This is a genomic window from Pseudomonas sp. GW821-FHT09C09 (assembly GCF_059418105.1).
The window spans coordinates 345671-357874 of sequence record NZ_JBWKPF010000004.1 but is presented as its reverse complement, the minus strand read 5'-3'; the positions used below and the strand labels follow the sequence as shown (position 1 = coordinate 357874).

General features: G+C 62.8%; 9 protein-coding genes. 3 read left to right on the top strand and 6 right to left on the bottom strand.

The window, feature by feature from the left end:
* Positions 1 to 13: 13 nt before the first annotated feature.
* The 5 genes from hslU to AC07NR_RS15075 all read right to left on the bottom strand — a co-directional run bounded on the left by hslU (position 14) and on the right by AC07NR_RS15075 (position 6908).
* On the bottom strand, positions 14 to 1351 hold the full coding sequence (gene hslU, locus AC07NR_RS15095) for an ATP-dependent protease ATPase subunit HslU (RefSeq protein WP_085711049.1): 1338 nt from the start codon (positions 1349 to 1351) through the stop codon (positions 14 to 16).
* A gap of 48 nt (positions 1352 to 1399) precedes the next feature.
* Positions 1400 to 1936 (bottom strand): ATP-dependent protease subunit HslV, encoded by a 537-nt coding sequence (gene hslV / locus AC07NR_RS15090; RefSeq protein WP_003220875.1) that lies wholly within the window; start codon positions 1934 to 1936, stop codon positions 1400 to 1402.
* A gap of 155 nt (positions 1937 to 2091) precedes the next feature.
* A complete protein-coding gene (locus AC07NR_RS15085; RefSeq protein ID WP_085711050.1) occupies positions 2092 to 2808 on the bottom strand; it encodes an SPOR domain-containing protein in 717 nt (238 codons plus the stop codon).
* 1 nt (position 2809) lies between these two features.
* Entirely contained in the window at positions 2810 to 4546 is a 1737-nt protein-coding gene (gene argS, locus AC07NR_RS15080) for an arginine--tRNA ligase (protein ID WP_134825209.1), read from the bottom strand.
* 142 nt (positions 4547 to 4688) lie between these two features.
* Positions 4689 to 6908: a primosomal protein N' gene (locus AC07NR_RS15075; RefSeq protein WP_423204732.1), complete on the bottom strand. Its 2220-nt coding sequence runs from the start codon at positions 6906 to 6908 to the stop codon at positions 4689 to 4691.
* Positions 6909 to 7076: 168 nt separating this feature from the next.
* Here AC07NR_RS15075 and rpmE point away from each other — a divergent pair, with 168 nt between their 5' ends.
* The 3 genes from rpmE (at position 7077) to AC07NR_RS15060 (ending at position 9572) form a co-directional block, all read left to right on the top strand.
* On the top strand, positions 7077 to 7295 hold the full coding sequence (rpmE, locus tag AC07NR_RS15070) for a 50S ribosomal protein L31 (RefSeq protein WP_007952398.1): 219 nt from the start codon (positions 7077 to 7079) through the stop codon (positions 7293 to 7295).
* Positions 7296 to 7336: 41 nt separating this feature from the next.
* On the top strand, positions 7337 to 8119 hold the full coding sequence (locus tag AC07NR_RS15065; RefSeq protein ID WP_423204733.1) for a thermonuclease family protein: 783 nt from the start codon (positions 7337 to 7339) through the stop codon (positions 8117 to 8119).
* Between the two features lie 184 nt (positions 8120 to 8303).
* Entirely contained in the window at positions 8304 to 9572 is a 1269-nt protein-coding gene (locus tag AC07NR_RS15060) for a malic enzyme-like NAD(P)-binding protein (RefSeq protein WP_085711053.1), read from the top strand.
* A 162-nt stretch (positions 9573 to 9734) separates the two neighbouring features.
* On the opposite strand, the gene AC07NR_RS15055 is transcribed toward AC07NR_RS15060, so the two are convergent.
* Complete coding sequence (locus AC07NR_RS15055) at positions 9735 to 12182, bottom strand: penicillin-binding protein 1A (RefSeq protein WP_423204734.1); 2448 nt, start codon at positions 12180 to 12182, stop codon at positions 9735 to 9737.
* Positions 12183 to 12204 lie beyond the last annotated feature (22 nt).

Below are 12204 nucleotides of genomic sequence, written 5' to 3'. Positions count from 1 at the left end.
CTGTAAGTATGGCTTACAGGATATAACGGGACAGATCTTCGTTCTGCGCCAATTCACCCAGGTGGCTGTTGACGTACTCGGCGTCGATCAGAATCGCCTTGTCGTCGTGGGCGCTGGCCAGATCGCCGGCGCTGAACGACACCTCTTCCAGCAGACGCTCGAGCAGCGTGTGCAGGCGACGGGCACCGATGTTCTCGGTCTTTTCGTTGACCTGCCAGGCGATCTCCGCCAGACGCTTGATGCCTTCAGGCTGGAACTGGATGTTCAGGCCTTCGGTCTTCAGCAGCGCGCAGTATTGCTCGGTGAGCGAGGCGTGCGGTTCGCTGAGGATGCGCTCGAAGTCTTCCGGGCTCAGGGCCTTGAGTTCGACGCGGATCGGCAGACGGCCTTGCAGCTCCGGCACCAGATCGCTCGGCTTGCTCAGGTGGAACGCACCGGAGGCGATGAACAGGATGTGGTCGGTCTTGACCATGCCCAGCTTGGTGTTGACGGTGCAGCCTTCGATCAGCGGCAGCAGGTCACGCTGTACGCCTTCGCGGGACACATCGGCGCCGCCGACGTTGCCGCGCTTGGCGACCTTGTCGATTTCGTCGATGAACACGATGCCGTGCTGTTCGACCGCTTCCAGGGCCTTGGCCTTCAACTCTTCTTCGTTGACCAGGCGACCGGCTTCTTCATCGCGCACCAGCTTCAGCGCTTCCTTGACCTTGAGCTTGCGGGCCTTCTTCTTGCCCTTGCCCATGTTGGCGAACAGGGACTGCAGCTGGTTGGTCATTTCTTCCATGCCCGGCGGCGTGGCGATCTCGATGCCGGCCATTTCGGCGACTTCGATCTCGATTTCCTTGTCGTCCAGCTGACCTTCGCGCAGGCGCTTGCGGAACAGCTGGCGAGTGTTGGAATCCTGGGTCGGCGCGTCTTCGTTGCCGAAGCCCATGCGTGCCGGCGGCAGCAGGGCGTCGAGGATGCGGTCCTCGGCAGCGTCTTCGGCGCGGTGGCGCACGCGGGTCATTTCCTGCTCGCGCAGCATCTTGATCGCGGCATCGGCCAGATCACGGATGATCGATTCGACGTCACGGCCGACGTAGCCGACTTCAGTGAACTTGGTCGCTTCGACCTTGATGAACGGCGCGTTGGCCAGCTTGGCCAGGCGACGGGCGATCTCGGTTTTACCGACACCGGTCGGGCCGATCATCAGGATGTTCTTCGGGGTCACTTCAACACGCAGCTCTTCAGGCAGCTGCATGCGGCGCCAGCGGTTGCGCAGGGCAATCGCGACGGCGCGCTTGGCATCGTCCTGGCCGATGATATGGCGGTTGAGTTCGTGGACGATTTCGCGGGGAGTCATGGACATAATAATTGACGGTCCTCAAGCAGAAACAAGCCGTGGCGCAGGGCCGACTCAGGCTTCTTCAGCGAGATCCTGCTCCTCAATGGTCTGGGTGTGGTTGGTGAATACACAGATGTCGGCGGCGATCCCGAGAGCGGTCTCGACGATTTCGCGGGCCGACAGGTCGGTCTTCTTCAGCAGCGCGCTGGCAGCGGCCTGGGCGTAACCGCCACCGGAACCCATGGCGATCAGGCCGTTTTCCGGTTCGACTACGTCACCGTTGCCGGTGATGATCAGGGAGGCGTCCTTGTTGGCGACCGCGAGCATCGCTTCGAGGCGGCTCAGGGAGCGGTCGGTGCGCCATTCTTTGGCGAGTTCGACGGCGGCGCGGATCAGGTGGCCCTGATGTTTCTCGAGCTGGCCTTCGAAACGTTCGAACAGGGTAAAGGCGTCGGCGGTGGCACCGGCGAAACCGGCGATGACCTGGCCGTGGTACAGGCGGCGAACTTTCTTCGCGTTGCCTTTCATCACGGTGTTGCCGAGAGAAACCTGGCCGTCGCCGCCCATGACGACTTTGCCGTGGCGGCGGACTGAAACGATGGTGGTCAAGGGAAGAGTCTCCACACTGCGGGGCGAAAATGCCTTATGCCCATTCATATGGGGGTGGTGGAGAGGATTTCAACTGCGGGGAGGGAGAGGGGACGAGCGGTGTTGTCGCGCTGATCCTCCCCACGCAGAGCGGGGGAAGGATCATTCAGGGGGAATCAGCGGCTCTGGCGTTGTTGTAACAACAGGTTGCTGAAACCGGCGCCCGCCAGTTGTTTCTGGGCGGTGGTCAGTTGTTCGCGGTTGCTGAACGGACCGACCAGTACGCGGTACCAGGTTTCATCCTTCACGGTTCCGGACTCAACCGCTACCGCCTGGCCGAGCAGAATGATCTGCGCGCGGACCTTGTCGGCATCTGTCTGCTTGCGGAACGAGCCGGCCTGCAGGAAGAACTTGGTCACCGGTGCAGCCTTGGTCACCGGTGGCGCTGGCGGCGGGGTGATCCCGGCCAGCGCAGCCTGGGCGCGCGCCGTGTCGATCTTCGCCGCTTCAGCCGGAGTCACCGGCGTGGTCGGGATCGCCGGCACCTGTGGCGTCGGCAGGGTTTTCTCCGGCACGGCGTCAGGCGGCACGATCACTTCCGATTCCGGCAGCAGGGTGTAGAAGTCGTACTTCGGCTTCACCGGTTGCGTCGGGCTCGGCGGGGTCTTGTTGGCCTCGGCGATCTTGGTGGCTTTCTGTTGTTGCTGTTGCTCGACCTTCTCGCGCTTGACCGTGTCGCTGCCCTTGCCCGGCTCCAGTTTCATCAGGAACACGATGAACGCACCGACCGTCAGGCCGATGGCCATCCACAGCCAGCCCGGGATCGGTTGCTTCGCAGGAGCTTGGTAACGGCTGGCGCCACGCTTGGGTGCAGGTTTTTTCTTGGCAGCCAACTTACATACGCTCCAGGGTTTCCAGGCCGAGCAGTTCCAGGCCTTGCTTGAGGGTACGGCCGGTCAGCGCAGCGAGGCGCAGACGGCTTTGCATTTGTGCCGGGGTCTCGGCGGCGAGGATCGGGCAGTTCTCGTAGAAGCTGGAGAACAGGCCGGCCACGTCGTACAGGTAGGTGCACAGAGTGTGTGGCGTGCCCTTTTCCGCGACGTTGTTCAGCACTTCACCGAACTGCGCCAGTTTGGCCGCAAGCTCCTGTTCGTGCGCCGCTTCGAGGACGATCTGGCCGTCGACTTCGCTGAAATCCTTGCCCAGTTTGCGGAATACGCCGGCCACGCGAGTGTAGGCGTACAGCAGGTATGGCGCGGTGTTGCCTTCGAAGTTGAGCATCAGGTCGAAGTTGAAGCTGTAGTCGCTGGTGCGGTGCTTCGACAGGTCGGCGTATTTCACCGCGCCGATGCCCACGACTTTGGCGATGTTGCGCAGCTCGTCTTCGGCCAGCTCCGGATTCTTGTCTTTCACCAGGGTGTAGGCACGTTCCTGAGCTTCGGTCAGCAGATCGATCAGCTTCACGGTGCCGCCGTCACGGGTCTTGAACGGACGGCCGTCGGCACCGTTCATGGTGCCGAAGCCCATGTGCTCCATTTCCATCGGATGGGTCACGAAACCGGCCTTGCGCGCCACGGCGAACACTTGCTGGAAGTGCAGGGCCTGACGCTGGTCGACGAAGTACAGCGCACGGTCGGCCTTCAGTTTGCCGCTGCGGTAGCGCACGGCGGCCAGGTCGGTGGTGGCGTACAGGTAACCGCCGTCAGCCTTGACGATGATCACCGGCAGTGGCTCGCCTTCGGCGTTCTTGAATTCGTCGAGGAACACGCACTGGGCGCCGTTGCTTTCAACCAGCATGCCGGCGGCTTTCAGGTCGTTGACCACGTTGATCAGGTCATCGTTGTAGGCGCTTTCGCCCATCACGTCGGCCATGGTCAGTTTGACGTTGAGCAGTTCGTAGATCTTCTGGCAGTGCGACAGCGAGATGTCCTTGAACTTGGTCCACAGCGCCAGGCATTCGGCATCGCCGGCCTGCAGCTTGACCACCAGGCCACGGGCGCGATCGGCGAACTCCGGGGACTCGTCGAAGCGCTGCTTGGCGGCGCGGTAGAAGTTTTCCAGGTCCGACAGTTCGTCGCTGGTGATCGGGTTTTCCTGCAGATACGCCATCAGCATGCCGAACTGGGTGCCCCAGTCGCCGACGTGGTTCTGACGGATCACGGTATCGCCGAGGAATTCGAGCACACGGGCCACGCCGTCGCCGATGATGGTCGAACGCAGGTGGCCGACGTGCATCTCTTTGGCCAGGTTCGGCGCCGACAGGTCGACCACGGTGCGTTGCGCCGGGCCGGCCTTGCGCACGCCAACGTGAGCGTCGGCCAGTGCGGCGTCGAGGCGCGAGGCCAGCGCTTGAGTGTTCTGGAAGAAATTGATAAAGCCGGGGCCGGCGATTTCGGCCTTGGTGACGTTCTCGTCGGCCGGCAGGGCGGCGATGATCTTTTCCGCCAGGTCACGCGGCTTCATGCCCGCAGGCTTGGCCAGCATCATCGCGATGTTGCTGGCGAAGTCGCCGTGGGTCTTGTCCCGGGCGTTTTCCACCTGGATCGCCGGCGTCAGGCCTTCAGGCAACACACCTTCGTTGACGAGTTGGGTGAGGGCTTGTTGGATCAGCTGGCGAATGGTGTCTTTCATGGTCTTCTCTTTCGACCGCAAGCGCGGCGGCGCATCGATGCGCGGGTGGAAAAACTCGGCATTATCCGTTGCGAAGACGGGCTTGCCAACCTTAGCAGGCAGGATGTGGATGTGTGGTGACAATTCGAGCGGTTTTGCCCGGTCAGTACAGATCCACCGGATCGACATCCAGCGACCAGCGCACCGCTCGGCCGCTCGGCATCTGCTCCAGCACCAGCAGCCAGCTCGCCAGCAAGCGGTGCAGCGGCGCCCGGGCCGTGGCCTGCAAGAGCAGTTGCGCGCGGAAGCGCCCGGCCCGGCGTTCCATCGGTGCCGGCACCGGTCCCAGCAGTTCAATGCCGGTCAGATTCTGTTCGGCCAGCAAACGCTCGGCCTCGCTGCAGGCCTCATCGAGAAAACCTTCGGCCTGCCCCGGCTTGTGCGCTTCGGCCCGCAGCAGGGCGAGGTGGGCGAACGGCGGCAGGCCGGCGGCGCGGCGTTCGCTCAGGGCTTGTTCAGCGAAGGCGAAATAACCCTGCTCGGTCAGTTGAACCAATAAAGGATGGTCGGCCAGATGGGTCTGGATGATCACCTTGCCCGGCTCCTCCGCACGCCCGGCGCGCCCGGCGACCTGCACGATCAACTGCGCCATGCGTTCGCTGGCGCGGAAGTCGCCGGAAAACAGCCCGCCGTCGGCATCGAGGATCGACACAAGGGTGACCCGGGGGAAGTGGTGACCCTTGGCCAACATCTGGGTGCCGACCAGGATGCACGGCTGGCCTTTCTGGATCGTGGCGAACAACTGGTTCATCGCATCCTTGCGCGAGGTGCTGTCGCGGTCGACGCGCAGTACCGGATAGTCCGGGAACAGAATCGCCAGCCGTTCCTCGGCGCGCTCGGTGCCGGCGCCCACCGGCCGCAGATCGACCTTGTTGCACTTCGGGCACTGGCGCGGCACGCGCTCGACGTAACCGCAGTGGTGGCAGCGCAGCTCGCCGTAGCGCTGGTGCACGGTCATCCGCGCATCGCAGCGCTGGCATTCGGACATCCAGCCGCAATCGTGGCACAGCAGGGTTGGAGCAAACCCTCGGCGGTTGAGGAACACCAGCACCTGCTGGCCGGCGGCGAGGGTCTGGCCGATGGCTTGCTGCATCGGCCCGGAAATACCGCTGTCCAGCGGACGGCTTTTCACATCCAGGCGCAGGAAGCGTGGCTGCTTGGCGCCGCCGGCCCGTTCGTTCAGGCGCAGGAGTCCGTACCGACCGGTGTAGGCGTTGTGCAGGCTTTCCAGGGATGGCGTCGCGGAACCGAGCACGATCGGGATGTTTTCCTGCCGCGCGCGCACCAGTGCCAGATCCCGCGCGTGGTAGCGCAGGCCCTCCTGCTGTTTATAGGAGCCGTCGTGTTCTTCGTCGATGATGATCAGCCCCGGATTTTTCATCGGGGTGAACAGCGCCGAGCGGGTGCCGATAATAATGTCGGCCTCGCCATCCCGGGCAGCGAGCCAGGCATCGAGGCGATCGCGGTCATTGACCGCCGAGTGCAGCAGGGCGATGCGCGCATTGAAACGTTGTTCGAAGCGGGCCAGGGTCTGCGGGCCGAGGTTGATCTCCGGGATCAGCACCAGTGCCTGCTTGCCGGCCTCGAGGGTTTCGCGGATCAGCTGTAAATAGACTTCGGTCTTGCCGCTGCCGGTGACCCCGGCCAGCAGGAACGCGTGATAACTGTCGAACCCGGCGCGAATCGCCTCGTACGCGGCGCGTTGCTCGCTGTTGAGCGGCAGCTCGGGCTGGGCCAGCCAGTGTTCGTGGCGCGCGCCGGGGGCATGGCGGCGCACTTCCACCTGCACCAGATCCTTGGCCAGCAGCAGGTCGAGGCTGTCCTTGCTCAGCATCAGTTTGCTCAGCAACTGATGGGCGACGCCATGAGGATGCTGGGCCAGTGTCGCCAGAGCTTCTCGCTGGCGCGGGGCGCGGGCGATACGCGGGTCGTCGAGGCTGGCGCCGGGGGCGGCGGACCAGAAGCGTTCCTGGCGGGCTTCGGCCAGTTCGCCTTGGCGCAGCAGCACCGGCAGTGCCCAGCTCAAGGTGTCGCCAAGGCTGTGCTGGTAATACTGGGCGGTCCACAGGCACAGCTTGAACAGTGCCGGCGGCAGCGGTGGGGTGGCGTCCAGCAGCGCGAGCGCCGGTTTGAGCTTCTCCACCGGCACTTCACTGGTGTCAGTGACCTCCACCAGAATCCCGATCATCTCCCGCCGACCGAACGGCACCCGCAGGCGCATGCCCGGCTGCAACTGCGAACGCAGCACGCCGGCCGGGGCCCGATAGTCGAACAGGCGGCGCAGGGGCGAGGGCAGGGCGAGGCGCAGAATGGCGTCGGGCACGCGGAGGATTCTCATAGGCGGGGCGGTGAAGAAGGGCGGGAGCCTAGCAGACGGTCGGTCTCGGTGACAGCTTGCGTGATTGAAAAGGTCTGGTAGAATCCGCGGCCTAATTACGTGCGGTATTCAACAATCGTGTTGGATGGCGGCACGCCAGCTGAGGAAAACACCATGAAAGCCGATATCCACCCGAATTACCCAGAAGTTGCAGTAACTTGCAGCTGCGGCAACAAGTTCGAAACCCGTTCGACCTTCGGCAAAGCCCTGGCGATCGACGTTTGCAACGAGTGCCACCCGTTCTACACCGGTAAGCAGAAGACTCTGGACACCGGTGGTCGCGTTCAGAAGTTCGCCGACCGTTTCGGTGCTTTTGGCGCGAAAAAGGCCTAAGGCCCCTCATTCTGGAAAACCTCAGCGGCTTTTCCGGTCTGATGAAAAAGGCGTCCCTTGTGGGCGCCTTTTTTGTGTCCGCGATTTGGCTGTCCGGTGCCCAGGCGTTCTGTGCGGCTCCCGCCGGCCTGACTGGCGTCTCCGTGCAGCGAGTGGTCGACGGAGACACCTTGCGTCTGAGCGACGGGCGCAGCGTACGCCTGATCGGCCTCAACACGCCCGAGCTGGGCAAGCAGGGGCGCAGCGACGAGCCGTTTGCCGTGGCGGCGCGCAAACGCCTGGAAACCTTGGTGGCCGACAGTGGCGGTCGGGTCGGTTTGCGCCTTGGTGCGCAAGCAAAAGACCATTACGGGCGTACGCTCGCCCATGTTTTCAGCGCCAAGGGTGAGAACCTCGAAGCGCAAATGCTCGCCGATGGCCTTGGATTCCAGGTCGCGGTGGCACCGAATGTCAATCTTGTCGATTGTCAGCAAGCCGCCGAACGCAGCGCGCGGCAGGCCGGGCTTGGCTTGTGGAAGCGCTCGCCTGTACTGAAAGCGGAGCAGATCGAACGCTCGGGTTTCGCCATCGTCAGCGGGCGTGTGAGCAAGGTTCAGCGCAATCGTGGCGGAATCTGGATCGAGTTGCAGGACAAGCTTGTACTGCGTGTTGCACCCAATCTGCTGGAGCGTTTTGATGGCAACGCCCTGCAAGCGCTGAAGGGCAGGCAGATCGAGGCTCGGGGCTGGGTGGTCGACCGCTCACGACGGGGCGGATTGAAACCCGGTCAGGCTCGCTGGCTGTTGCCGCTGACCGACCCTTCGATGTTGCAATCGTCCCGCTGAAGAAAAAGTTGTAGACATTTTTTCTGTCGATTGTGAACAGTCTAACCCTTGTGCGCCGTGGCTCTTGGCCCAAAGTCGTAGGGCAGGGCGCTTGACAGGGGTGACCGGGCAGTCTTGTGGGGACTTTGCGAGGCGCGTATCCTCGCTGACCAGTCTGTCCAACAGTAAAAAGCGGAATGCCAAAATGTCTGATCTGAAAACTGCCGCTCTCGAATATCACGCCAATCCTCGTCCAGGAAAGCTGAGTGTCGAGCTCACCAAGGCCACTGCTACCGCCCGCGACCTGTCGCTGGCCTACAGCCCCGGCGTAGCTGAACCAGTGCGCGAGATCGCCCGCGATCCTGAACTGGCCTACAAGTACACCGGCAAGGGCAACCTGGTTGCAGTCATTTCCGATGGCACCGCGATTCTGGGCCTGGGTAACCTCGGCCCACTGGCTTCCAAGCCAGTGATGGAAGGTAAAGGCGTGCTGTTCAAGCGCTTCGCCGGCATCGACGTCTTCGACATCGAAGTCGACTCCGAAAGCCCGCAAGCCTTCATCGACACCGTAAAACGCATTTCCATCACCTTCGGTGGCATCAACCTGGAAGACATCAAGGCACCTGAGTGCTTTGAGATCGAACGCGCTCTGATCGAGCAATGCGACATTCCGGTATTCCACGATGACCAGCACGGCACCGCGATCGTGACCGCTGCGGGCATGATCAACGCCCTGGAAATCGCTGGCAAAACCCTCGGCGAAGCCAAGATCGTCTGCCTGGGCGCCGGCGCTGCCGCCATCTCCTGCATGAAACTGCTGGTGAGCATGGGCGCCAAGGTCGAGAACATCTTCATGATCGACCGTACCGGCGTGATCCACGCTGGCCGTGACGACCTGAACCAGTACAAGGCTGTGTTCGCTCACGCTACCGAGAAGCGCACCCTGGACGACGCCATCGAAGGCGCTGACGTATTCGTCGGCCTGTCGGGCCCGAACCTGCTGAGCGCCGAGCAACTCAAGCGCATGGCGGCCAACCCGATCGTCTTCGCGTGCTCCAACCCGGATCCGGAAATCTCCCCGGAACTGGCCCACGCCACCCGCAACGACGTGATCATGGCCACCGGCCGTTCGGACTACCCGAACCAGGTCAACAACGTGCTGGGCTTCCCGTTCATCTTCCGCGGTGCCCTGGACGTTCGCGCCAAGCGCATCAACGAAGAAATGAAGATCGCTGCCGCCAACGCCCTGCGCGAACTGGCCAAGCTGCCGGTTCCTCAGGAAGTCTGCGACGCCTACGGCGGTATCTCCCTGGAATTCGGTCGTGAGTACATCATTCCGAAACCAATGGACAAGCGCCTGATCACCGTGATCTCCGACGCCGTGGCCAAGGCTGCGATCGAGACCGGCGTAGCGACCCTGCCGTATCCGAAGAACTACCCGCTGAAAAGCGTGGATGATGTGTTCAACGGCTAAGTCGTTGTAGCGCTTCAAGCGAAAGCCCCGGCTCGTGAGAGTCGGGGCTTTTTTGTGCCTGAGGGTTTTGGCTCGAGTCTGGCCGGTTCATCCGCCACAATCCTGAAGGCAATAAAAAGCCCCGCCCTTCTCACGAAGGCAGGGCTTTTTGGCAGGTCAGGATCAGAACAGATCGATCGGCGCCTGTTCATCCGCCGGCAGCGGGCTGCCCGGTGCCGTGCCATTGCCGATCTCGTTGACCGACGGCGGCGTGTCTTCGGCCTTGAACAGTTCGAAGTAGGCGCCTGGTGTGCTCGGCGAAGCCGCGCGGCCGCTGACCGGGTCTACCCGCAGGCTGAGGATGCCTTCCGGTTCGGCCTGTACATGCGGCGGCTTGTCCTTGAGCGCGGCGCTCATGTAGTTCATCCAGATCGGCAGCGCCACGGTGCCGCCGAACTCCCGGCGGCCGAGGCTTTCCGGCTGGTCGAAACCGGTCCAGACCGTGGTCACGTAATCGGCGTTGTAACCGGAGAACCAGGCATCCTTGGATTCGTTGGTGGTACCGGTTTTGCCCGCGATGTCGCTGCGGCCCATGGCCAGTGCGCGACGACCGGTGCCGAGCTTGATCACGTCCTGCAACATGCTGTTGAGGATGTAGGTGGTGCGGCCATCGACGATGCGCTCGGCGACTGCCGGAGCCTGTGGCATTGCGGCGCTGCCCGGTGCTTCCCCTGGAACCGGTGCTGCGTCGACGGTGATCGGTTGGGTCGCCGGTGCCGCGATGCCGTCGGTGGCCGCGCCGCCCTGTGGCACGGTCGGCGGGTTGGCGACGAACAGCGTGTCGCCATTGCGGCTTTCGATCTTGTCGATGATGTACGGGGTGATCTTGTAACCGCCGTTGGCGAAGGTGCTCCAGCCGGTGGCGATTTCCATCGGGGTCAGGGTCGCGGTGCCCAGCGCCAGGGACAGGTTTGGCGGCAGGTCCTGCTTGTTGAAACCGAAGCGGGTGATGTAGTCGATGGTCTTGCCTACACCCATGGCTTGCAGCAGGCGGATCGAAACCAGGTTGCGCGACTTGTACAGCGCTTCGCGCAGGCGGATCGGGCCGAGGAAGGTGTTGGTGTCGTTCTTCGGACGCCAGACCTTGTCCAGATACTCGTCGACGAACACGATCGGCGCGTCGTTGACCAGCGTGGCGGCGGTGTAGCCGTTATCCAGCGCGGCACTGTAGACGAATGGCTTGAAGCTCGAGCCCGGCTGACGCTTGGCCTGCATGGCACGGTTGTAGTTGCTCTGTTCGAAGGCGAAACCGCCGACCAGCGAGCGGATTGCACCGTTCTGCGGATCCAGCGACACCAGCGCGCCTTGCGCCTGCGGAATCTGGCTGAACTTCAGCGAATTGTTCGGCTGGCGCTGTACGCGCACCAGGTCGCCGACCTGCGCGACATCCGATGGCTGACGCGGCGCGGCGCCCATGCTGTTGGTATTGAGGAACGGACGGGCCCATTTCATGGTGTCCCACGCCACATGCTCTTCACCGGTACGGGTCAGCACTTGCAGGCCGTTCTTGTCGACCTGGGTGACGATGGCCGGCTCGAGGCTGCTGATGGTGCGTTGCTTGGTCAGCTCGGTGGCCCAGGCTTCATGGGTCTTGCCCGGCAGGCGCGATTCAGGGCCACGGTAGCCGTGACGCTGGTCGTAGGTCATCAGGCCTTCGTGCAGCGCGGTGTTGGCCATTTCCTGCAGGTTGCTCGGCACCGTGGTGGTGACGCGGAAACCTTCGGTATAGGCGTCGCTGCCGTAACGGCCGACCATTTCGGCACGGGCCATCTCGGCGATGTACGGCGCGTTCACTTCCGGGGTCGGCACGTGATAGCTGGCGTTCAGCGGCTCGTTGATGGCAGCGGTGTAGTCGGCTTCGGTGATCTTGCCGAGCTTGTACATGCGCCCGAGGATCCAGTCGCGACGCTCCTTGCTGCGCGCCGGGTTGGCCAGCGGGTTGAAGCGCGACGGGGCCTTCGGCAGGCCGGCGATCATCGCCATCTGCGCCAGGCTGACCTCACGGATCGACTTGCCGTAATACACCTGCGCCGCCGCCTCGATGCCGTAGGCGCGGTTGCCCAGATAAATCTTGTTCACGTACAGCTCGAGGATCTCGTCCTTGGTCAGCTGGCGCTCGATCTGCAGGGCCAGGAGGATTTCCGTGGTCTTGCGCGAGAAGCTGCGTTCGCTGGTCAGGAAGAAGTTCTTCGCCACCTGCATGGTGATGGTGCTGCCGCCGGACTGGATGTGCCCGCTCTTGACCAGTTGGGTCGCGGCACGCATCAGGCTGCTCGGATCGACGCCATAGTGATTGGCGAAGTTGTCGTCCTCAGCACTTAGTAACGCATTGATGAAATTGGGGGGAATGTCGGCGAAACGGATCGGAGTACGGCGCATTTCGCCAAATTCTGCGATCAACTTGTTGTCGCTGCTGTAGACCCGGAGCGGAATCTGCAACTGAATGCTTCTCAGCGCCTCCACAGATGGCAAACCCGGACTAAGGTAAAGAAACGCGCCGCTGAGAACTAAAAGCAGTCCGCAGAAAACGGCGACGATGGACCAACCGAAGAATTTCAGCAGACGAATCAAGGCTTTTGGACATCCAGGGCAA

Excerpts from the sequence above, each read along its gene's own strand:
- argS (WP_134825209.1), bottom strand. The coding sequence starts at position 4,546 with ATGAAAGACACCATTCGCCAGCTGATCCAACAAGCCCTCACCCAACTC.
- hslU (WP_085711049.1), bottom strand. The coding sequence starts at position 1,351 with ATGTCCATGACTCCCCGCGAAATCGTCCACGAACTCAACCGCCATATC.
- AC07NR_RS15060 (WP_085711053.1), top strand. The coding sequence starts at position 8,304 with ATGTCTGATCTGAAAACTGCCGCTCTCGAATATCACGCCAATCCTCGT.
- AC07NR_RS15065 (WP_423204733.1), top strand. The coding sequence starts at position 7,337 with ATGAAAAAGGCGTCCCTTGTGGGCGCCTTTTTTGTGTCCGCGATTTGG.
- rpmE (WP_007952398.1), top strand. The coding sequence starts at position 7,077 with ATGAAAGCCGATATCCACCCGAATTACCCAGAAGTTGCAGTAACTTGC.